Consider the following 20,475-nt stretch of genomic DNA (forward strand, 5'->3'; position numbering starts at 1 on the left):
GCACACACCTTCTTCTCGGCAATCTGCATCGCAGCCGCAGTCATCTTCTGGATCTGATCAATGAGTCCTAAGCCTAGACTGCGGCAGGAGAGGAACCTGACGCAGGAAGAAGTCGAGGCGCGTTCCGGGTTCAGCCAGCAATATCTGAGCAAGCTGGAGCGAGGTAAGCGCAATCCAACTCTGATTACACTCTACGAGTTGGCACAGGCGCTTGGCGTAAGTCATGTCGAGCTTGTTCTTCCTCCACAAGAGGAGGACTTAAACCGGTAGTCACACACCGGAAGCCAGTTCCATCCTTCAGTGACGTGCCCCCGTTGAATCGGACCGTTTTTGGTTGGAATTTTCCAATTATGATCCCCGGGTGGGGAGAAGGAGAGTTCCATGAAGGCATCGAGGTTCACGGATTGTTGACTTCCGTCGAGAAGTGACCCGGGATTTCCATTGAGAACAGAACTGGCTCGGGAAAACTGGACAGACCGGATAAGTGAAGTTTCTGCCTGAAAGCAGCATGATGACCGCGACAGGAGAGACCATGCGAAACGAGCGCGGTGCAATGGCGCAATCAGCTTCTCGATGGGGCTGCGGGCGTCTTCGATGGTGAGGCGAAGGCCGCAGCGCCAGCTCCGGCGGTTGACCTGAAGACGCTGCACGCCAAGATCGGGCAACTGACCCCGGAGAATGATTTTTTGTCCGGTGCGCTCGGGAAGGCCGGCCTTTTGAGCGCAAAGCGATGATCGATCGTCGGCGCGATCTGCCGCTCAATCGGCAGGCGAAGGCTTTCGGGATCAGCCGCGGCTGTGTCTACCATCTGCCCCGTGAAGTCCCCGCCGTCGATCTGGCTCTGATGCGCCGGATCGATGCTTTGCACCTGGAATACCCCCTCGCCGGATCAAGGCCGTCGAGGAAGTTTTGGCCCGCTTCGGTAAGCCGGAGATCTTCAATACGGACCAAGGCCCCCAGTTTACTAGCCGCGAGTTCACTGGCCTGCTGATCGCAGCATCAGCATGGACGGCAAGGGCGCCTGGCGCGACAATGTCTTCGTCGAGCGCCTCTGGAAATCATTCAAATATGAGAGGGTCTACCTGCGCGCTTATGCCAGCGTGTCGGAGGCCTCATCAGAGCCTGAGACGTCGGACGCCCGATCACGCTTACTTCAACGCGCTGCCGCCAATCCCTGCAGCAGCATAACAGAGGCTGAAACCCCCTTAGCAAAAGCCCCAAAACTGTTCAGGCAAACCGAGCCAGTTCTCCTGACACATCGATCTGTTCTCGTACTCGTCGACGCTGTGCGGATATAGCTCACCTCCTGCAGCTTAGGCAGGACGATGCAATCGGAGTAAGGTCCGGCACCGGCAAGGGCTCGATCCAATGATAAGGCGGATTGGCAGACAACTAGCCCAGAGTACATGGTGTATTTTTTGCCTGTAAGTTGCTGAAACAGCCCCCGAATTCCCCGGGCACGACCCACCCCTAAAATAGGAGTTAGGAGTAATGTCGTGTCTATGACTGGTTCGTATTCGAAGATGGAAGTCCTGGCAGGCCCCGAGCGTCGCCGTCGCTGGTCGGTGGCCGAGAAGCTGGAGATGGTGGCGCAGACGCGTGAGCCCGGCGTCACTGTCAGCCTGGTGGCGCGCCGGTGCGGTGTATCGCCGAACCAGCTCTTCACTTGGCGCCGCCTGGCAGAACGGGGCGCGTTGACGGCGACCCGTGCGGAGGAAGAAGTCGTGCCACCTCCCACTTCCGGGCACAGCAGGACCAGATCCGCGAATTGCAGCGCCTGCTCGGCAAGAAGACCATGGAAGTCGAGATCCTGAAGGCGGCGATCGAGGTGGCCGAAGACTCAAAAAACGGACGCTGCGGTCGCTGTCGCTGCCCAAGGACGGTTCCCGATGAGCGCCGTTGCCGAAACGCTGGACGTGGCCCGGTCGAATATCGTGGCGCGGCGGGCGGCCGGGCGCCCGCCACAGCGCAGAGGCCGTCCGCCCCTGCCGGACGAGGCGCTCCTGGTCGACATCAAGGCAGCCATCTTGATATGCCGAGCTATGGGTATCGCCGGGTTTGGGCGGTCTTGCGCCGCCAAGCCGAAGCCGATGGCCAGTCTGTGCCCAACCACAAGCGGGTTTACCGGGTGATGAAGGTCCATGGCCTCCTTCTCCAACTACATGCCGGCGGCGCCGAACGTCGCCACGACGGGCGCATTGCCGCCGACCGATCTAATCTGCGTTGGTGCTCCGACGGGTTCGAGATCAACTGCGACAATGCCGAAAAGGTGCGCGTCGCCTTCGCTCTCGATTGCTGCGATCGGGAAGCCATGGGCTATGTCGCCACCACGGAAGGTATCAAGGGCGAGGATGTCAGGGATCTCATGGTTGCCGCAGTCGAGCACCGCTTCGGCCCAGTCAACCGTTTGCCTCAGACCATCGAATGGCTGACCGATAATGGCTCGTGCTTCATTGCCGGCGATACCCGCTCCTTCGCCCGTGACATCGGTCTGGAGCCGATGACCACACCGATCGAAAGCCCGCAGAGCAAACGGTATGGCAGAGGCCTTCGTCAGGACCTTCAAGCGCGATTACGTCAGCGTAAATCCCACGCCCGATGCTCAAACCGTGATCGGCTCCCTGCCCAAATGGTTCACCCACTATAATGAGCTTCACCCCCATCGATCCCTCGGCTATCGTTCTCCTCGCGAGTTCATCGCTGCCCATTCAATCTCGTAAGAAGTGTCCGGTCTTTCGGGGGCTACAACACCCGCAACCAGCTCTACTATTAATTAATTGCCATCTGGGTCTAACCAACCCAGATGGCATTTTGAGTTTGACACCCATGCTATTGGGCGTGATGCACCCATTCGAGGAAGGGGTGGCGATCCATCCAGCCAATCGGGGCCGCGTTCGTGCGGTTCATCCCACCCAGCATCCGCTTGCTAGCGACAGCAACCGGCGGCTCTGCTTGGTATGCTTCGTGCGTGCTGCCAAAACCTGAAGCTGTCCTGTTAAAGCATCTCTTCCACAGGATAATGGCTCGGGCTTGGTGCAATGCCTTCTCACAAAATTGAAGCAGACAGCGCTCTACCGGAAATACTTAACGATTCATTATATTTACCTTTATTTCTATAGGAGAAAATTTTCTGTAAAATAGTTTTTTATTTTTCCCGAAAACTGAAATTTTATATCAACGTGTGGTTGGATTTAAGAAATAGTATTTGTATTCGAAAGGCGCTTTGTCGTTCTGATGGAAGCCAGCAATATTGCGTCATTGCTCCTTTCGACTCGGCAAGTGAAGCAGATGGTGCCGTCACGGATTTCCGGCTCGCTCAATGTCACCTCAATGCTCTCGCCAGGGTCGATATTGCCGCAATAGTCGATCCTGCGGTCTTCTAGCAGACTGCCCCTTGCCAGGCCGGGAGCCATGGCCCATTCCGCCCTGTCGGCGAAGGCTTGGAAGCTGGTGAAATAAAGGAAACCAGCACCGTTGAAATCCTGACTCGGGCAAGGTGTGAACTTCAAACGACTGTAATCTGCCGCTGTATTACAGGAAGAGACAGGCGGAGCACGGTATGGTCGTATTGCCGGGTCGAATGGCGGAAGATCCGCAATCTCGATGCGGGCAATCGAATGGTTGGAGGATCCGGATCTGCGGTGCACGAAGACCGAGGTCAGTGTCACCAAGCCGATGATCTCGCCGCCGATCCTGAGTTCGTGGCGGCTGAGTGTCCGTGTGCGCGAGAGCCGCGACAGCACGCTCCGGATATCGAGGATATCGTTCTCACGGGCTTTCTCGAAGGCGGCGGCGGAAATTTCCGCCGAGCGGAAGGCGGCGTATACGGGGGCGCCTGCGGGATCCCTGAAATCGGGTACCGACCGGCCGGCCATCTGCGCCAGCATCAGCCAGTGCCTGTGCCCCAGTTCCTTGAGCAGCCAGGTCTCCGACAGGCCATTCAGGGCCAGGTGCGGCATGCCGAGGAGCACCGGGCCACGGCCGGCCTGTGCCTTTTGTGGTTCGCGTGCGAGCGACCGGTCGATCAGAAATGGAACGTTCATCGTGAGGCGCCTTCAGACGGCCATTCTGACGGGTGAGCGGCGTCTATCGGCGATCTGCCGGTCCGCAAGATGATCGACGACAAAGCCGGCGTCGCGGCCGACGCTCAGGAAACGCCCCGATCCCCAGGTCCAGAGCCAAGGCATGCCGACCACATAGAGGCCATCCTCATTCGTCACGCCGCGCCGGTGGGCGGGATAGCCGGTCTCGTCGAGGAAGGGTAAGTCGACCCAGGACCAGTCGGAACGAAAGCCGGTGCTCCACACGATGCTGGTGATGCCGGCGGCAGCGAGGTCGAGGCTGTGGACCGCTGCGCCCGGTTGCCAGACGGGGCTGTAATGCACCCCTTCCGGAGCGGAAATGCCCTTGTCGGCGATGTGCCGGTCGACCAGGCTGCAGATGCCGTTGTACACCGCGTCGGCGGCGTCGAGATTGCGGGCGAGATCGTCGCCGAATTCGAGATGACCGTTCTCGATGCCGGTCAGCCGGCCATGCAGCACCATCCCCTCGTTTGCAAAGCGGCGCAGGTCGATATCGCGGCCGCCGCCCCGCCCGGTGAGATAGTGGTTGGCGTTTCGGCGGACTTTCTCTCCAAGCGGATGCTCCTCCACCGTGATTTCGTACTGGCCGAGATCGTCGAGCCATTCCACCGCATCGCGCCCGCGATAGAAACGCGGGCAGCGGGGAGCGCTGCCGACGACGAGGTGCACGGGGCGGTCCGCCAGGTGCAAGTCCTCCGCGATCTGACAGCCGGACTGACCCGAGCCGACGACCAGCACTTTGCCGGGCGGCAGCTGCGCGGGATTCTTGTAGGCGGAGGAATGAATCTGGACGATGCCTTCGGGAACGTTCGCGGCCATCGCGGGGATATTCGGGACATGATAGGCGCTGACCGCGAGGATGACGGCGTCGGCGGTCACGCCGCCTTCACTCGTCTCGACAAGAAAGCCTTCCTCCCCTCGGGCGATGCGCGTGACCGCGATGCCTTCCCGGATCGGCGCGTCGATGCTGCGGGCGAAGGCCTCGACATAGGCGACGATCTCGTCGCGAGGCATGAAGCCTCGCGGTTTGGGGCCGGCATACGGAAAATCCGGAAGCAGGCACTGCCAGTTGGGGGTAACCAGGCAGAAGGCATCCCATCGCTGGCTGCACCAGGTATGGGCGATGCGGTGCTTCTCGAAGACGACATGGTCGATGCCGTGCCGCTTGAGATGGTAGCTCGCGGACAGGCCGGCCTGCCCGCCGCCGACTACGACGACGTTGTGGTGAGTGGGAAGAGGGGCACGCATGGGCAGCTCCTTCATTCGATAAAGGCGATACAGGTGACGGTGGGGGCGGGGCTGTCGGCGAAACGGCGGGCGCTGATCTCGATGGCGTGTAGCTGCCCGAGCGCCCGCGAGCAGGGCACGCCGTATCTGGCTTCCACGCGGTCGCTGGCGATGTTGAGGGCGATGCGGCTGCGTTCGAGAAAGTCGGCGAGCGAATAGCAGCCGCCCGGTGCGAAATAGTCCTTGATGACGAGGGAGGGGGAGTAGCAACTCTCTTCCCCGCCATCGGGCCAGCGTATGACAAAGCGCATCTCAGGCATGCTGGCGGGCTCCGAGGGTTCGATAGACCGGCAGATGGGCGCGTGCGGTATCAGCCCAATTGTGCCGGGTGGCGACCACCGGGCCGCGCTTGGCCAGCCTTTCGCGCTGAGGAGAACGGATGGCCGCGATCATTGCGTCCGCGATCGAGCCCGTCGACATCGGATCGCACCAGACCACCTCGCCATCGGCCAGGTAATCGCTGAAGGGCGGGATGTGCGAGGCGATCACCGGGATTCCGCACGCCATGGCCTCGATGACCGCAAGGCCGAAGCCCTCCTTGAGCGAGGGAAAAGCGAGGGCGGAGGAGATCCTGTAGAGGGCGGCCATCTCCGCCTGGGGGACTGGCCCCGTCAGGACCACGGATCCAGGCAGCATGCGGGACTGGTCGAGAGCCAGCCTGAATTCGGCCTGGTAGGCGGCGTGGTCGAGAACCGAAGCGCCGCCCGCCAGCACGAGTTGGGAATCCGGCAAAATGGTCTGCACCTGGCTGAACGCCTGCAGGATGCGGAGCGTGTTCTTGCGTTCCTCCACCCCGCCGACGCTCAGGAAGACGGGCCCTCGTCCCAGGCCGAGACGCCGCGCCAGCCCCGATTCCGTGCCGTCCTTCTCGGGCTGGAAGAAGGTGGTGTCGACACCATTCCCCACCATGGTCGCGGCGATTCCCATGTCGCGGTCGAGCTTTCGGCGCCAGTGCTCGCTGACGGCAAAATGGCGGTCCGCGCCATGGATGGAGCGGGCCTGTAGCGCCGCGACGCGGGGATCCTCGAAACTGTCGACGTGGTGTACGGTGCGGGCGAAGGAGGCGATCAGGCGTTCCCTGCGCAGTGTCGCCAGGGCGTTGCCCGAAATGCCGTCATGGGCGTGGAACACATCGAAGCGCCGGCGGGCATGGTCGCCGAAATAGCGCAGGTAATCGGCAACGCGCGTTTCCACCATTCCGAAAATATCTCCCTCGAAGGGAGAGGCGGGGACACAGGCGGTCTCACAGCGCGCCTTCCGGAAGAAGCCCGCCGTTTTCGCGTCCGGCGCATGTACGACCGCCTCATGACCGAGGGCCGTCAGGGCTTCTCCCAGAGCCAGGGCGTGCACGACTCCTCCGCGCGGATTGGTCGAGTGGGTGAGGATCGCGATGCGGAGCGGACCAGGGATGCTCACGCCGCAGCCTCCTGTCGTGGCAGGCCGAGCAGCGGATGGGCTGCATGGTTGCGAATGACTTCGCGGCGCCCCTTCAGCGAGATAGCGACTTCGCGGGAGGCGTTGAAGGAACCGACTGCAGCCGCGGCGATGTCGCGCTCGGCGAAGCGGTCGACGACGGCCTGCGCATCCGCCGGCGTGGCGGCGATCAGATAGCCGAAGCTCGGAAAGGTGGTGAGCCAGCGCTCCATCGGCACATCGGGCGGCAAGGGAACGGCGCCGAGATCGACGTCGATGCCTACGCCCGAACATTCGGCCAGCATGATCGTCGTGCCTACGATGCCGCCCTGGCTGATGTCCTTGGCCGCATGGGCAAGACCGGCCTCGGCGAGGGCCGGCAGGATTTCAAGGTCGGCCCGTAGCCGCGCGGGCGGCGCGTCCGTCGCCGCCTCCCAGTTGGAGAAGGGCTCACGATAGCGTCCCCTCAGATCGATGGCGGCAATGAGAATGTCGCCCGGCCGGGCGTCGAAGCTCGTCAGGAGCTTGTCGGCGCAGCCGAGTATGGCGACGGAGAGCTGGCCGCGATCGGTCCTCACATTGGTATGCCCGCCGACGATCGGCACGCCATAGGCCCGGGCTGCCGCCCTCAGACCAGCAAGGACCGGAGCCGCGCCCTCCTCGCCATCGGCCCACACGGCATCGACCACGGCGACGGGGCGCCCCCCCATGGCAGCCACGTCGGAGACGTTGACCATCACCCCGCACCAGCCGGCGAACCAGGGATCGCGCGCGACGAACTCGTTCATGAAGCCTTCGATGGCGAAGAGGAGATGGCCGTCATCTGCCGCGATGACGGCACAATCGTCGCCGACGGGGACGGGCATGTCGGGAGAGAGGCCGAGGCTGGCCGCCACCGCGGCGATATCCTGCTTGCCATTGATCCCCCTGTTGTTGCGGAGGGATGCGGCAAGGCTGGTGAGATCGATCGTCATCGCAATTTCCTCAGGCAGCCTTGCGCGCGAGGGCGCGGAAACCCTGTTCGGCATTTTCGAAGGGGTGATAATGGTCGAGATCGGCCGTCATCAGGTGGTGCCGCCGGCCGAGAAGTTCGATCTCCTCGATGGTGCGCCAGTGCAGCCGGCGGAAAAGCAGCACGTTCTGCTCCTGTACCCGGGCGAGGAAACGCCGGCACCCTCTCGCATGGGCCGAGCAGACCGCGAGGCGGATGAGGGAAGCACCGAGGGCGCCGACCTTGCGATAGTCGGCGGCAACGGCAAGGCGCGAACCCCACCAGACGCCATCCGTTTCCTCGTGGATGCGGACCGTGCCGACGACCCGGTCGGTTGCGACGGCCAGCATGGAGAGCGCCACGATGGGGATGGCATATGCGTCGACGGCGTCGGTGTCGTCCTCCTGGAACAAGCCCTGTTCCTCGCAGAACACGGCCCGCCGCAGCGCCCTGGCCCCCGCCCGTTCCCACGGCTGCGTGGCGAACTTGACCTGGAATTCACAGGCGAGGAAGGGCTTGAATGGTTCGAGGATCATTTCGCCACTCCCCTCTCATAGGCGGAAAGCGCCGAGCAGGCGCCGCAACGACCGCATCCGGCCTTGATGTCGGCGGCCTTCAGGCCGGCCTTCACGAGCATCGCCGAGAGGGGGGCGAGGATGGCGTGCATGAAGCCGGGCGTCGGGGTGGGGTGGCTTTCGAGCGGTGTGCCGGAAATCGGCACGAAGGGCACCACGAACGGGTAGACGCCGATCGCCACCAGCGTCTCGCAGGTCGAGAGGATGGCCTCCGGCGTGTCGCCGAGCCCCGCCAGGATATAGGTCGAAACCTGACCACGGCCGAAGACCGGAACGGCGGCGGCGAAGGACGACATGTATTTCTCGACCGGCACCTGCGCCTTGCCCGGCATGATGCGCCCGCGGATTTCGGGGGTGACCGCTTCCAGGTGCATGCCGAGCGCGTCGACGCCCGCCTCGCGCAGGCGGACGAACCAGGCGTCGTCCTCCGGCGGCTCGCATTGGGCCTGTATGGCCAGGTCGACCGCCGCCCTGATGGCTCGCGCGCTTTCGGCGAGGACGGCCGCGCCGCGATCCTCGCCGCGCGGCGTGCCCGTCGTCATCACCATGTGCCTGACGCCATCGAGCTCGACCGCCGCCTTCGCTACCTCCGCCAGCTGTGCCGGCGTCTTGTGCGCGATGGTGCGGCCGGCGGCGAGGGACTGGCCGATGGCGCAGAACTGGCAGGTCTTGGTGCGGCTCTGGTAGCGGATGCAGGTCTGCAGCACGGTCGTGGCCAGCACGTCGCGGCCGTGGAGCACCGCGATCTTGGAATAGGGAATGCCGTCGGCCGTGATCAGGTCGTAAAAGCGCGGCCGCAGCGGGAAGGTGACATTCCCGACGGGCCGGCCATCCCGACTGATCCGGCTTCGGCCGAAGGCGTCCGGCTTCTCGATGAGATAAGGGCTTTCGAAGGCCGGCGCGGTATGGACGGGCACCATCACGGTCATGCCGTCGATGGTCATGGCCTTGTGGTCGGACGGCCCGGCGCCGCCCCTGCGGCTCTCATGCCCCGCCTTCGGGTCAACCAGTCGTGCTCCGAAGGATTGTAACTCGTTGATCAGCTGCGTCGCTGGCAGTGTGTGCTCCATCGGACAGGCTCCTTGGATCGGGTTGTTCGGCAAGGGGGGCGGTGAATTCGAGGGGGCTGGCCGCACGGCCGTCGAGCGCCAGATGCAGCAATTCGGGGCGGGCATAGTGACCGACCGAGTCCATCATGCGCTTGCGCTTGAGGATCAGGCTCATGTCGAGGTCGGCCAGGAGAATGCCCTCGCCCTCGGTGAGCGGCGGCACGACATGCCGGCCCTCGGGCGAGACGATCGCCGTCATGCAGCCGCCGGTGAGGCCGCGCTGCAGGCCTTCCTCCGGCGTGATCGAGGCGATCTGGGCCTGCGTCAGCCAGCCTGTGGCGTTGACGACGAAACAGCCGCTTTCGAGCGCGTGGTGGCGGATGGTGACCTCGATCTGCTCGGCGAAGATCGGCCCCACCAGCGAACCGGGAAATTGCGCGATATGGATTTCCTCGTGCTGGGCCATCAGGGCATAGCGGGCGAGGGGATTGTAGTGCTCCCAGCAGGCGAGGGCGCCGATGCGCCCGGCGGCGGTATCGACCACCGCCAGGCCCGATCCATCGCCCTGACCCCAGATCATGCGCTCGTGGAATGTCGGCGTGATCTTGCGTCGCTTGAGGCGCAGCGTCCCGTCGGCATCGAAGACGAGTTGAGCGTTGTAGAGCGAGCCGTGATCGCGCTCATTGATGCCGAGAACCACCACGACGCCGTGCTGCCGGGCAGAGGCCGCCACGGCCTCGGTAGCCGGGCTGGGAACGGAGACGGCATGTTCGTAGAGGCGCAGATGCTCCTTGCCGGTCAACACTGGGGGCAGCACGAAGGAGAAATAGGGGTACCAGGGCACGAAGGTCTCGGGAAACACCACGAGTTCGGCACCCTTGCCGGCAGCCTCCGCGATGGCGGCCAGCACCTTGGCGATCGTGCCTTCCCGCGAGGCGAGGTCTGGCGCGATCTGCACGGCGGCGGCCCGGATCGATGTTTTGGCGCTCATTGCGAATCCTCCGCTCGATTGGTCGGGCGGCGGGGAGGACCCCGCCGGCGCAGTGCCTCACAGGGTCCAGGTATCGAGAATGAAGGCGTTGTCCTTGCGGTGAAGCAGGATGAGGTCGAGCACATCGAGCGGGCTGATCGGCTGGATTCCGGGGATGAGGGAGGGCTCGCCATGGCCGTAGAGCGCCTGCAGGGCAAAGCGGCAGGCATAGACCTTGCCGCCCTCCGCCAGGAACTTCTCGATCTGGTTGTTGAAATTGAGATGGCCAGGAAAAGCCTCGTCCCCCAGCTTGGGAAAGCCGCGTTGGACACCCAGCGTCACGCCGGGACCGTAGAGGAGGACCGAGGTCTCGAAGCCCTTGCGCTTGAGGCGCGTGGCCTGCAGCAGGTTGACGAAGCCGATGGACCCTTCGAAGGCGACGGTATGGAAGGTCACGAGGGCCTTCTCGCCCGGTTCGGCTTTGACGTCGTCGAAAAGCTTCTGCTCGTAGTCGACGAAATAGTCGCCCTTCTGATGCGCGGGCTTGGTGACGGCTGGCATGCTGAACCTCCTCTATGGGCAGGACACGCCGCTCGGCGTGTCGCATCCATCAAAGCAATCATCATGCCAACGTTGAGGCAGTCAATTTATCGTCAAAAAAGCCAATTATACATTCAATATGGCAGTCAATTTATGACTGACGCGAACAAAAGCATCAAAATCTATGGGTACTTTGCGTTCGAATTGCCTCAAAATCCAACATCGCTCTGTCCGGGTAAGATGCAGTCAATTTTCTTTAAAATGATGGATGACAGGCGTCGTAGCTATCAATATACAGTCAATCTGTGAGGCGGCTGGAGACCATCATGAAAGACTGGCGACCTGATCTGGCCCGAAACGATGGCCCTCTTTATCTCGCCATCGCCGACGCCATCGCGCAGGACATTGCACAGGGCGTCCTGACGGTGGGCGCGCGCCTCCCGCCGCAGCGCAAGCTCGCCGCTATGCTGGGTGTCGACTTCACGACGGTGGCGCGGGGCTATGTCGAAGCGGGCAAGCGCGGCCTGATCGAGTCGATCGTGGGGCGCGGGAGCTTCGTGCGCAGCAATGCCACTCTGCGGGAAGACGGCGACCCGCGGCGCCAGCAGCTTGCCGACTTCTCGATGAACATGCCGCCCGAACCTGACGATCCCGAACTGGTCGCCCGCATGCAGGACGGCTTCGTCAGCGTAGCCCGGGATCTGTTGCCGTTGCTGCGGTATCAGGGCTTCGGAGGGGCGCCGATGGACAAGGATGCCGCGTCCGCCTGGCTCGGCCGTCGTGCGCTGGTGCCTGCCCAAGAGCGGATCTTCGTCACACCCGGCGCGCATCCCGCCCTTGTCGGGATCTTCAGCCTGCTCGCGAGAACGGGCGAGACGGTGCTGTCCGAGGCGATCACCTATCCTGGCGTGCGCTCCATCACCGCACAGCTTGGCCTCAACCTCGTCGGCCTCGAAACCGATGGAGACGGCATCCTGCCCGAGGCCCTAGAGGAGGCAGTGCAGCGTCATCGCCCGAAGGCGCTCTATCTCAATCCGACACTGCAGAATCCCACGACGGTCACTATTCCCGAAAGGCGGCGTTCCGAGATCTGCGCGGTGGCGCGCCGGCATCGGCTGCCGATCGTCGAAGATGACGCCTATGGTTTCATTCCGACGCATGGGCCGCCGCCCTTGGCGGCGATAGCACCCGATATCTGCTGGCACATAGCGGGCCTAGCCAAATGCATCGGTGCAGGTCTGCGCCTTGCTTACGTGGTGGCGCCCGATGCGCGCGCAGGCTGGTCGTTCAGTGCGGCGCTGCGAGCCCTCTCGGTCATGGCCTCGCCGGTGACGGTCGCCGTGGCCACGCGCTGGATCGAGGACGGCACCGCCGACACCATCCTGCGCTTCATCCGCGCGGAAGCCGCCGCCCGCGAGAAGCTGGCATCACAATTCTTCGAACCGGGCACCTATCTGTCCGATCCCCTGAGCTTCAACATTTGGCTGCCGCTCGGCAATGGCTGGACGCGATCGGCCTTTGCCAGCTATGTCCGGCGCACGGGTATCGGCGTAGTGGTAAGCGATGTCTTCACCGTCGCAGGCGAACCGAGCGAGATCGTGCGCGTTGGTCTGGGCGGACCGATAAGCCGCGAGCGGCTGCGTACTGGATTGGAGTTCATGGCTCACGCGCTCGAAGGATCGCCGCAAACGGCCGCAGCTTTCTTCTAAAGCAAAGTGCGATTTCCCTGAATCGCACTTTTTCTCTAACTCATTGTTTTGGCGGGTTTTCTTAATCGAGAAGTCTATCAACTTTTCTGGAAAACGCTTTAGCGTCCATCGAGAGGAGAAAAGCAGTTGGCTGGGCTGTGATCTGGTCCCATTTGTTGGACCGCCTGAGGCTAGAGTTTCCGGCCTCTTTGAGATGCTCCCCGAATTTGGACCGCCCGGCTGGAGGATTTTCCGGGCTGAAAGGCTCATGGCCGATGGGATGCGCCAGAGCCATTTGTGAGCGAAATCGGCACTTTGTTGCCGATGGCGCTATGAGGACGAAACTCATTGTAGTCTCTACGCCATTGCTCCATCTTCTGGCGGGCATCGTCAAGCGTCAGGAACCAATGGGCGTTCAAGCACTCCGCGCGGAACTTGCCATTGAATGACTCGATGAACGAGTTATCGGTCGGTTTGCCCGGCCGCGAGAAGTCAAGCACGACGTCCTTTTGGTAGGCCCAAAGATCGAGATCGCGGGAGATGAACTCGGACCCTTGGTCGACACGGATCGATTGCGGATAGCCATGCTGACGGCACACCCGCTCGAGCGTGGTGACGACGTCCTCGCCGCGATAGCTGAAGCGCGGATCAAGCGCCGGCGAGAACCGTGACCAGGTGTCGACAATAGTGAGAATCCGCAGCTTCTTGCCGGTGGCGAGTTGATCATGCACGAAGTCCATCGCCCAGGTTTGGTTGCATCTCGTCGCCTCCGATCGGTCCTCTCTGAGTTTGGCTTTCACACGCCGTTTCGGGGTCTTGTTGCGCAACTTTAGCTCTAACTCGTTGTAAAGTCTACGTGTTCTCTTGATGTTGATTGGCCAGCCGTCTCGAACGAGGAGGACGTGCACGCGCCTGTAGCCATAGCGCACCCGCGTCTGGCAGATATCCTTGACCCTTTGCTTCAAGGCGGCCTGGTCGCCGCGCCGGGACTTGTAGGTGTAGAGAGACCGGTCGATCCGCAGGGCTTCGCAGGCCTTGCGAACCGACACCTTCCAAGCCTCCCGCACCTGATCGACAAGCTGGCGCCGACGGGCAGGCCTCAGAGCTTTTTTTGCAGAACGTCCTGCAGCATGGCTTTGTCCAACGAGAGGTCGGCCACGATCCGCTTCAGCTTGGCATTCTCTTCTTCGAGCTGGCGCAGCCGCTTCATCTCGGATGGCATCAAGCCGCCATAGCGCTTGCGCCAATTGTAGAACGTCGCCTCCGATATACCTGCCTTCCGGCAGACCTCAGCGATCGCCGTTCCCTCCTCAGCCTGCCGAAGAACGAAAGCGATTTGCGCCTCTGAGAACTTCGATGCCTTCATGGAACTCTCCTTCTCCCATCCAGGGATCATAGTTGGAAAATTCCAGCTCAAGACGGTCCGATTCAGAGGGAGCACGTCAGTCGGTCTCTATTCCCGACTATGGGGCGAGGTGTTGGGCAATACCGTTTCGGTTCTGAACAAAGGACGCGCCTATACGAACTTGTCCGATTTTTTCCAACATTGCTGTCTGAATGCGTTTTCGGGATCAAAGGAGCAACTTCTTGCGACCGCGCTTGACGAGGGTGCGATCAGCCATCCCATCGATACCCATCCTCCAACATCAGTCCGGCTCGATCGCATGGGGATAAGACAGGACATGATTTCCAACGAGATCCTGGCGCCTGACGGGGAAGGGCGGGCCGTCACCCTGTTTCATGGGGCAAGTACCTACGAGGAAGAGTTGTCCACGTTACAACAGCAATGGCTTATTGCTGCAGGGCATGCACGACCGCCGGAGGAGAGCGCTCCTCGATCCCGCTGAATGAGGGCAATAATCGGAGATAGGAGAAGCTTCAACTCGGGCAATCCCTACCAGCTATCTAGCGAGCTCCTGCTTGCTTCTTGCAGCGACAGCTTACTGATTTGTTGAGAAGCAGAATATCGATAAGCAAATTTGTGATGGGCGAACGCCAAGGGCTTCGCATTAGATTGATCGCTTGACTCAGGAGAATTCGGCTCCGATTAGGTCTTCCAACCTGAGCGCGGTAACATCATCCTCCACGAGGGTTCTAAAGCCGGGCACCAATGCTCGGACCACATGCACGCCTTCGACTGGACATGGCAGGTCGAAGAAAAAAACGTCACGATATCCGGCTTTTGCCAACTGAGAGACCAGGAAGTTAAGCGCTTCCGAAGGCGAGAGATTTGTAGGAAGCGTATGCCGGGTCGCGAATTGCCCTAACGTCTCTCCGCGATCGGGCCTGGACGGCAAGGCCAGATCCAAATTCTCATATTGCGAGATGTCCAGATCATCGCGGGAACCGGAGATGTTCGTCAGGCGTGATTGCACCGCCTCCAATAGGGCCGCCAGCGCCGCCTCCGCAGCGTCGAGCCGACAGGCATCACCGCCTGAGAACCTTATGCCAGCCCCATCACTGTCGCACACGGGGCGGACGATCATCGCGCTGACGATGGGGATGCCGATCTTGCCGGTCTTGTTGAAAAAATGCGGCTCCAAACCTGCGTTGCGCACCTTCGTGACCGCTTCATCCAAACCCGGATGGATGCCGGGCTGCCATATCAACGGGCGAGAAAGTCCTTTTAAATGACCGAGCCCGTCGGAGAGTGTCGTCCCGTCTCGCTCGATCAATTCAAGTAGAGCAGAGAGGGCGGCTGAGGCGTAATCGAACCCTGCGCCCAGACCGTCAGAGCTTACGTGGAAGGCAGCGTAATCCCACGGGAAATCATCCCGCATATCCAACCCGACGAGTTCGTAAGGCGCGTAAACGGCTCTATTCGATCCATGCGAAACCCCACGTACCCAAGCTCGGGGTCGGCGCAGATCGAACTCAGAGAAATGACACCGCACCAGGGACCGCAGCGGCACGGTACGAAGCTTCCGCTTCGCCAGTTCAATCGGCGTTCCGAACTCTGCAATCAGGGGGCGGGTTTGCTCGGCAATCGCTCCTTCTATGGCCTCCATGATAGCCGTCAGTCGGGCCCTCTCGTGGTTGAGCCCCTTGCCTTGGCTGACTGCCAGGCAACGAGAATTCGGGCGCACGGCGAACCAGACGGGGATGCCAATAATATCGAGGTCAGTAAGATCTCCCACGCGCGAGATGCCAAAGGGGGCGAGTGGAGGAAAGTCCGGCGAAACAGAATTCATTGCAGTAAGATTGCTTGCAATGGCCGGACTCCCATCAAAGCTCATAGGCGCCCCCTCAATAGGGCACAATCGCTGTCAAAAATGATAGCGATCACCCGGCTCAGCATTTGTTATCATCGCTGCCACTATCATTGAGGATGGCATCAAACAAAGTGCTTTCCTCGCTTTTAGCGCCATTAATAAGATGACACAGCGCCGACTTGATTTGTTTGTTGTGCTGTTTCCCAGCCTGCAACGATACCGTAGAGATATTCGTCTTAAAGACAAACTCGACATCACTAATATCAGCACCGGTCTCGATAAGCGATTCAATGCCAGCGATCTTGTCGCTATCAATGGCGCGCCCCTGGCCTTCAGCGGCGTTGTGATCTGCGATTACGCGCCACAACAACGCGCCAATCTTAGCATAACCGTCCCCGCCCAGACTTTTGCCGTATCTGTTAATTTCCTCGTCAGAAATTTGGACAACTCGAAGCGGTTTAAGTTTTATAATCAAGATGCCAACGCCACGATCTCCGATAACATAGAGCCGCTCTTTCTTGCCGGTTTTCCGAACCATTTCGCTCTCCTAGGTGATTGACTCTCTCAAGTGGATGTTTTTTAGGCATTTATGACACGTAGTGCCCTGTTAATTTAGGCCTGCGACTCGAAGACCTTCGGCAACTAACATGCGATCTTCTATTTTTCGGTCAGGAGCAAGATTAACAATATCTGATATCGTTACTCCGGGATACATTTCTCGTATTCTTGCACCATATTGTCGGGCAATATCTTTATTGCCAAGTAATCCATGCGATATCGCTAAGGCTCTTAGCACGGGTTCATCCGAACTCATGCGCCCGCATAACTCAATGGCACCGCGATAGTCGTGACGGCGTATCGCTATTGTTGCGCCGCTCCACCAATAATAGTCAGGTGGAAAAGGATTCAGATCCAGCGCCATTTGAAAACGCTTCCAGCCCGCCTCGGCATCGCCAAGGTGTGACAGGGCATCGGCATGCGATAGCAATAAATCTGCTGAATGCGGATTTAGGACCTCCGCTTCCAAGAACTTACTGCTGGCCGTGTCGAAGTCGCGCTGATTCAGTGAAACCACAGCCGCCATTCGATATCCCGCCCCATCGCCAGGATCGATCGAGATCGCGGCATCGGCCTCGAGGCGCGCTTGATGGAGAAGAGCTGGGTCATTGGCGCCCAGCATCAGCCATTCCTGATAGAGGGTCTGTGCATTCGCACTTCGCGCGGGTGCAAAATACCGATCGATATCCGCTGCTCTTCGGAATTCCCGACGCGCGCGCCGCAGTTTCGGCAGATCGCAATCTTGCAGCAGCAGCTTGCCTTCGAGATAGTGCCGATAAGCATGAGGCCGAGGGTCGGCCCGCATGCGCTTGAGTTGATCCTGCTCGATCTCGGTCGCCAGCGTCACCGCGATCTGCCGAGAGATCAGCTTGAAAGCCGTCGGCAAGTCGCTCCCGCCGATCCGAAATTCGGCAGCCCAGAGGATCTCGCGGCCGGGGTACAGTTCCAGGCGCAGAGCAAGGCTCGGGTCGCCGGGGACCATAAAGCTGCTGACCAAATATCTGTTACGCAGGGCATCGAGGCGTTCCGGCTCGCGTAAGTCCACTGCGCCAAAACTGCTATGAGGCGCGACCACCGCGAATGTGCGATAACGCGACAGGTCATTGGCGACCTCCTCGACCAGCACCCGAGCAAGCGGATCACACTCCTCGGCCATTGTCGGATTGGGGGGCAACAAGGCCACCCGTGGCAGTTTCGCCAGACTGCGAACAATGACAGGTTCGCTCTCCTTGGCGGCGTTGAGTTCTCCAACTGCATCTTCAGGCCGGTGATTGACCTCTGCGGAAGGCTTGGGATTGTTGGCCAAAATGCGACGCACCAAACCGACAATTTCGGCTCTCGGTTCCGCATTGAATTCGCGTTGCATCATGGCTTTGAGCAACTCGAATGTGCGGCTCACGGCTTCGAGGTTGTTATTGCGACCGTAGGCCTCGATCAGTACCCGAAATGTCTCTTCACGCTCGGGTTCCAGCATCAGCATGCGCTCGCCGATTTCTTCAATTTCGTTCTTCTGCGCCCGAGCAAAGCGCGTCATTTCCATGAGAACCTCGTCACCCAGGGACAAGACCCTCTGGCGGAAACGCTCGCGTTCGCCGCGGAACCATTGCGACAGGTCATTTCCACCGGTATCGAGCGTGGCGAGGAGGTCCCCCTTCACGCGATGGATTGCGGCAACACGCTCTGCCAGCACCTGTGAGTTGCGCCACCGCATGATCTCGGCTAGGTCGCTGCGATCGGCAGCCGGTCCGGCCACCAGATTAGTGCCTTGTGCTTGGAAAATAGGCTTGTCCTGGGGCCAGCAACGATTGATCCGTGCCAGTAACTGCCGAAGGTTGGTGGATGCCTTTCCCTCCGGCGCATCCTCCCATAGGAGGGTTGCAATGGCCTGTCGGCTCATGCGCTTTCCGCTGGAAAGCAGCAACATCGCAATGAGAATGTATCCCTTGGCGGGAAACACGCCTTCTATTGGTTTGGTCATATGCGGCACGCCCGACAAATGCAGAACTATGTCGCTTTCGGGCTTCATCCGATCCTCCTTGCGCTAGGAGGCTGGACTCGCGTCCCATCGATGCCGTTGTTTCTCGCCCAAAATGGAGTGCCACTCATAATAAAACTCGCGCGCATGAATGAGAACGCTCGCGCCAAATCCAGTATTTGACTTCCACCTCCCTAACTGTTCGCCACGCGCCGCGAAGTCAACAAGTCAAAGCCAATTCCACGGCGGATTTCACGCTCGTGTCACGGACGAGTAATGTCGCCCGGTGTGAAGATTGGACTTTCTATGACATAGGCAATTGTCATTGGCCGGTTTCAGTGTAGCTCCTGTGGCGTTTGATTGCTTCGTCCTTCGACGGGACGATGGCGAACAAGGAAAACAGGGAATGCAGTTGAGACTATTCTCCTGATCTCTTGGAGCGCACGGGGAGGGAGAATGCTGCTCTCCCTCGTCGAAGCTGGCGCGCATGCCATAGAGCTTGAGGCTCGTCATGGCCTCGATGAGTTGGTGTCGTTCCAGCTGGCATCTCCCTTGTTTTTGCGCAGATTGTCGTAGCGGGCACAATCGGCGACCGGCTCGGCCTTGAGAGCGTCCGGTGTCGTAATGCTTGGCGGGATTGGCGGCTGACGCTTGCGCGCGAGGATGGCCATGACGATGTCGCCGCTGGCGATGCCGGCCTCCAAAGCTTCCGAGCAGGCTTGTGCGACCGCGGCTATGCCATCTTGCGGCACGCGGCCGAGGATCTTCACGAACTGCCGGTCACCATCGATATGGTGACGCAGCCTGGCCCACACCGACATCAGGGGAGCGGGCAGATTCCAATCCTTGAAGGGGGCACCGTTGTGCAAAGCACCGGGCTTGCGCATCAGCACCGGAGGATAATGCCAGGCACCATAGACGATTCGGTCCCGCTCGAAGCTGCGAGGATGATCGGCCACAACCTAGCCGTTTGCGGATAGATCCTCCTCACCGCCGGCCGAAAGCACGATGCAATTGCGACCAAGCATTTTGGCTTGGTAAAGCGCCTTGTCCGCACGGGCGTAAAGGCTCAGGGCAATGTCCTCCCAAAACGCTTCGGTCACGCCAGCGGAGAATGTGATTCTGAGGTCCCGATGATCCTTCAAAGGCTGGGACACGCGCACGAGTGTGAGCATCCGTTCCAGTATGAGGACGGCCTCGTTTCCATGGGTCCGCGGCATAACAAGAACGAATTCCTCACCACCGACTCGCCCAAAACAATCAACTCGCCTCAAACCCGCGCTGACTGTGCGAGCAAGAGCTCGGAGAATCTCGTCGCCTGCGGGATGCCCGTATCGGTCGTTGATGGCCTTGAAATTATCGATGTCGAGGATTGCTAAGCACCCCACCGGACCCGCACCGCTACCCTGCCATTGGAGCATATCTTCAATGCGGGCCATCACAAACCGCCGATTGGCGATGCCGGTCAACTCATCGGTGAAGGCTACCTTCACCGCGCTATCGCGGTCCTGTCGGAGGTCCCGGGTATGTGCGTGCAAAGCGGTGATGTCACTTGCTACGCACAGCATCCAGCCGTCATCGATGACGCTTTCCTTCATCCATAGCCATCGACCGTCCATCAGATCGGTTTCATAGGCGCGAAAGGGCGTCTTTCCTCGGCGCGACTGGGTCGATATCAACCATTCATCGAAATTGCCGATCCGCAAGACCGTGCCTCGTCCAGCCTCGAAATTTCGACGCATGATCTCCGGCCAAGTCGGCTCTTCATCTTCCTCTATAAAAAAAGCCGAACGAAAGGCGGAATTCGCGTACCGGAGTCGATCGAATTGATCGTAAAGCGCTATGAATATTGCCGACTGGTCAAACCCGGCCACCAGCCTGCTAAGGACCTCATTCATGAGGGGCACTGTAGCCATGTTTTACCGCTCGATGCAAACAACTGGCCAGCGCGGCGCCCTCAAGTTTCGCAACTTTGCTGAGCCCCCGACGACCCCGATGGCACCTGATAAAGCCTTTTTCCGTTTGTTGGCTTAAATCTATTGGGCTGGGGAGTTGTTGGGTTTCGTGGTTCGCAGCAAGATTGCGCCGAATACGGCCGAAAGGATGGAGCCCAGCAGCACGCCGATCTTGGTCTC

At 60.5% G+C, this 20,475-nt stretch carries 17 protein-coding genes and 4 pseudogenes; 5 read left to right on the plus strand and 16 right to left on the minus strand.

Translation table 11 applies throughout. From position 1 onward, the window contains the following. The first annotated feature begins 60 nt into the window (after nt 1-60). The 3 genes and pseudogenes from U1R88_RS34230 to U1R88_RS34240 all read left to right on the plus strand — a co-directional run. Entirely contained in the window at nt 61-270 is a 210-nt protein-coding gene (locus U1R88_RS34230) for a helix-turn-helix domain-containing protein (RefSeq protein ID WP_322435336.1), read from the plus strand. A 281-nt stretch (nt 271-551) separates the two neighbouring features. Next, nucleotides 552-1,188 (plus strand): annotated as a pseudogene (locus U1R88_RS34235) (transposase family protein); the annotation flags it as partial. A 314-nt stretch (nt 1,189-1,502) separates the two neighbouring features. Further along, nucleotides 1,503-2,699, plus strand: a pseudogene (locus U1R88_RS34240) (IS3 family transposase); the annotation flags it as partial. Between the two features lie 492 nt (nt 2,700-3,191). Here U1R88_RS34240 and U1R88_RS34245 read toward each other — a convergent pair. Genes U1R88_RS34245 through U1R88_RS34285 form a run of 9 tightly spaced genes read right to left on the minus strand, consistent with a single transcriptional unit; the run spans nt 3,192 to nt 10,928 of the window. Continuing rightward, nucleotides 3,192-4,043, minus strand: a complete 852-nt coding sequence (locus U1R88_RS34245) for a Pnap_2097 family protein (protein ID WP_322435337.1) — start codon at nt 4,041-4,043, stop codon at nt 3,192-3,194. 12 nt (nt 4,044-4,055) lie between these two features. Continuing rightward, on the minus strand, nt 4,056-5,330 hold the full coding sequence (locus tag U1R88_RS34250) for an MSMEG_0569 family flavin-dependent oxidoreductase (RefSeq protein ID WP_322435338.1): 1,275 nt from the start codon (nt 5,328-5,330) through the stop codon (nt 4,056-4,058). Nucleotides 5,331-5,341: 11 nt separating this feature from the next. Then, complete coding sequence (locus U1R88_RS34255; protein ID WP_322435339.1) at nt 5,342-5,629, minus strand: MSMEG_0570 family nitrogen starvation response protein; 288 nt, start codon at nt 5,627-5,629, stop codon at nt 5,342-5,344. Next, the gene (locus U1R88_RS34260; RefSeq protein WP_322435340.1) at nt 5,622-6,785 is read right to left on the minus strand and encodes an MSMEG_0565 family glycosyltransferase; all 1,164 of its coding nucleotides are present in this window, start codon (nt 6,783-6,785) and stop codon (nt 5,622-5,624) included. The genes U1R88_RS34255 and U1R88_RS34260 overlap by 8 nt, the downstream gene beginning before the upstream one ends. Continuing rightward, the gene (locus tag U1R88_RS34265) at nt 6,782-7,756 is read right to left on the minus strand and encodes a sll0787 family AIR synthase-like protein (RefSeq protein WP_322435341.1); all 975 of its coding nucleotides are present in this window, start codon (nt 7,754-7,756) and stop codon (nt 6,782-6,784) included. The genes U1R88_RS34260 and U1R88_RS34265 overlap by 4 nt, the downstream gene beginning before the upstream one ends. Before the next feature lie 10 nt (nt 7,757-7,766). Continuing rightward, the gene (locus U1R88_RS34270; RefSeq protein ID WP_322435342.1) at nt 7,767-8,309 is read right to left on the minus strand and encodes an MSMEG_0567/Sll0786 family nitrogen starvation N-acetyltransferase; all 543 of its coding nucleotides are present in this window, start codon (nt 8,307-8,309) and stop codon (nt 7,767-7,769) included. Beyond that, nucleotides 8,306-9,418 carry an MSMEG_0568 family radical SAM protein gene (locus U1R88_RS34275; protein WP_322435343.1) on the minus strand — a complete coding sequence of 371 codons (1,113 nt, stop codon included), beginning with the start codon at nt 9,416-9,418 and terminating at the stop codon, nt 8,306-8,308. The genes U1R88_RS34270 and U1R88_RS34275 overlap by 4 nt, the downstream gene beginning before the upstream one ends. After that, nucleotides 9,351-10,388, minus strand: coding sequence for a Nit6803 family nitrilase (locus U1R88_RS34280; RefSeq protein WP_322435345.1), 1,038 nt, complete (start codon nt 10,386-10,388; stop codon nt 9,351-9,353). The genes U1R88_RS34275 and U1R88_RS34280 overlap by 68 nt, the downstream gene beginning before the upstream one ends. Nucleotides 10,389-10,445: 57 nt before the next feature. After that, a complete protein-coding gene (locus tag U1R88_RS34285) occupies nt 10,446-10,928 on the minus strand; it encodes an MSMEG_0572/Sll0783 family nitrogen starvation response protein (protein WP_322435346.1) in 483 nt (160 codons plus the stop codon). Between the two features lie 305 nt (nt 10,929-11,233). Between U1R88_RS34285 and U1R88_RS34290 the strand changes: the two genes are divergently transcribed. Next, a complete protein-coding gene (locus U1R88_RS34290) occupies nt 11,234-12,616 on the plus strand; it encodes an aminotransferase-like domain-containing protein (protein WP_322435348.1) in 1,383 nt (460 codons plus the stop codon). A gap of 245 nt (nt 12,617-12,861) precedes the next feature. On the opposite strand, the gene U1R88_RS34295 is transcribed toward U1R88_RS34290, so the two are convergent. Then, a protein-coding gene (locus U1R88_RS34295; RefSeq protein WP_322435349.1) for an IS3 family transposase occupies nt 12,862-13,961 on the minus strand; the annotation gives its coding sequence in 2 pieces (ribosomal slippage) (nt 12,862-13,709 and nt 13,709-13,961; 1,101 coding nt in all). On the opposite strand from U1R88_RS34295, the gene U1R88_RS34300 reads away from it, so the two are divergent. Next, nucleotides 13,960-14,442, plus strand: a complete 483-nt coding sequence (locus U1R88_RS34300; RefSeq protein WP_322435350.1) for a hypothetical protein — start codon at nt 13,960-13,962, stop codon at nt 14,440-14,442. The two genes, U1R88_RS34295 and U1R88_RS34300, sit on opposite strands and share 2 nt — an antisense overlap. 180 nt (nt 14,443-14,622) lie before the next feature. Here U1R88_RS34300 and U1R88_RS34305 read toward each other — a convergent pair whose 3' ends face one another. From U1R88_RS34305 to U1R88_RS34330, 6 genes and pseudogenes are all read right to left on the minus strand, one after another. After that, a complete protein-coding gene (locus tag U1R88_RS34305) occupies nt 14,623-15,831 on the minus strand; it encodes a YcaO-like family protein (RefSeq protein WP_322435352.1) in 1,209 nt (402 codons plus the stop codon). A gap of 55 nt (nt 15,832-15,886) precedes the next feature. Then, complete coding sequence (locus U1R88_RS34310; RefSeq protein ID WP_322435354.1) at nt 15,887-16,345, minus strand: hypothetical protein; 459 nt, start codon at nt 16,343-16,345, stop codon at nt 15,887-15,889. Between the two features lie 69 nt (nt 16,346-16,414). Continuing rightward, on the minus strand, nt 16,415-18,391 hold the full coding sequence (locus tag U1R88_RS34315) for an AfsR/SARP family transcriptional regulator (RefSeq protein ID WP_322435355.1): 1,977 nt from the start codon (nt 18,389-18,391) through the stop codon (nt 16,415-16,417). Nucleotides 18,392-18,808: 417 nt separating this feature from the next. Next, nucleotides 18,809-18,880, minus strand: a pseudogene (locus tag U1R88_RS34320) (ATP-binding protein); the annotation flags it as partial. Next, nucleotides 18,850-19,068 (minus strand): annotated as a pseudogene (locus U1R88_RS34325) (IS21 family transposase); the annotation flags it as partial. The pseudogenes U1R88_RS34320 and U1R88_RS34325, both read right to left, overlap by 31 nt. A gap of 234 nt (nt 19,069-19,302) precedes the next feature. Further along, complete coding sequence (locus U1R88_RS34330) at nt 19,303-20,238, minus strand: sensor domain-containing diguanylate cyclase (RefSeq protein ID WP_322435357.1); 936 nt, start codon at nt 20,236-20,238, stop codon at nt 19,303-19,305. Nucleotides 20,239-20,475: the final 237 nt, after the last annotated feature.

It is taken from the genome of Labrys sedimenti, from assembly GCF_034424805.1.
GTDB lineage: Bacteria > Pseudomonadota > Alphaproteobacteria > Rhizobiales > Labraceae > Labrys > Labrys sedimenti.

What these genes read in the sequence shown, in the direction of transcription:
- U1R88_RS34230 (WP_322435336.1), top strand. Translation starts at nt 61, where the DNA reads ATGAGTCCTAAGCCTAGACTGCGGCAGGAGAGGAACCTGACGCAGGAA.
- U1R88_RS34245 (WP_322435337.1), bottom strand. Translation starts at nt 4,043, where the DNA reads ATGAACGTTCCATTTCTGATCGACCGGTCGCTCGCACGCGAACCACAA.
- U1R88_RS34250 (WP_322435338.1), bottom strand. Translation starts at nt 5,330, where the DNA reads ATGCGTGCCCCTCTTCCCACTCACCACAACGTCGTCGTAGTCGGCGGC.
- U1R88_RS34255 (WP_322435339.1), bottom strand. Translation starts at nt 5,629, where the DNA reads ATGCCTGAGATGCGCTTTGTCATACGCTGGCCCGATGGCGGGGAAGAG.
- U1R88_RS34265 (WP_322435341.1), bottom strand. Translation starts at nt 7,756, where the DNA reads ATGACGATCGATCTCACCAGCCTTGCCGCATCCCTCCGCAACAACAGG.
- U1R88_RS34270 (WP_322435342.1), bottom strand. Translation starts at nt 8,309, where the DNA reads ATGATCCTCGAACCATTCAAGCCCTTCCTCGCCTGTGAATTCCAGGTC.
- U1R88_RS34275 (WP_322435343.1), bottom strand. Translation starts at nt 9,418, where the DNA reads ATGGAGCACACACTGCCAGCGACGCAGCTGATCAACGAGTTACAATCC.
- U1R88_RS34280 (WP_322435345.1), bottom strand. Translation starts at nt 10,388, where the DNA reads ATGAGCGCCAAAACATCGATCCGGGCCGCCGCCGTGCAGATCGCGCCA.
- U1R88_RS34285 (WP_322435346.1), bottom strand. Translation starts at nt 10,928, where the DNA reads ATGCCAGCCGTCACCAAGCCCGCGCATCAGAAGGGCGACTATTTCGTC.
- U1R88_RS34290 (WP_322435348.1), top strand. Translation starts at nt 11,234, where the DNA reads ATGAAAGACTGGCGACCTGATCTGGCCCGAAACGATGGCCCTCTTTAT.
- U1R88_RS34300 (WP_322435350.1), top strand. Translation starts at nt 13,960, where the DNA reads ATGGAACTCTCCTTCTCCCATCCAGGGATCATAGTTGGAAAATTCCAG.
- U1R88_RS34305 (WP_322435352.1), bottom strand. Translation starts at nt 15,831, where the DNA reads ATGAGCTTTGATGGGAGTCCGGCCATTGCAAGCAATCTTACTGCAATG.
- U1R88_RS34310 (WP_322435354.1), bottom strand. Translation starts at nt 16,345, where the DNA reads ATGGTTCGGAAAACCGGCAAGAAAGAGCGGCTCTATGTTATCGGAGAT.
- U1R88_RS34315 (WP_322435355.1), bottom strand. Translation starts at nt 18,391, where the DNA reads ATGAAGCCCGAAAGCGACATAGTTCTGCATTTGTCGGGCGTGCCGCAT.
- U1R88_RS34330 (WP_322435357.1), bottom strand. Translation starts at nt 20,238, where the DNA reads ATGAATGAGGTCCTTAGCAGGCTGGTGGCCGGGTTTGACCAGTCGGCA.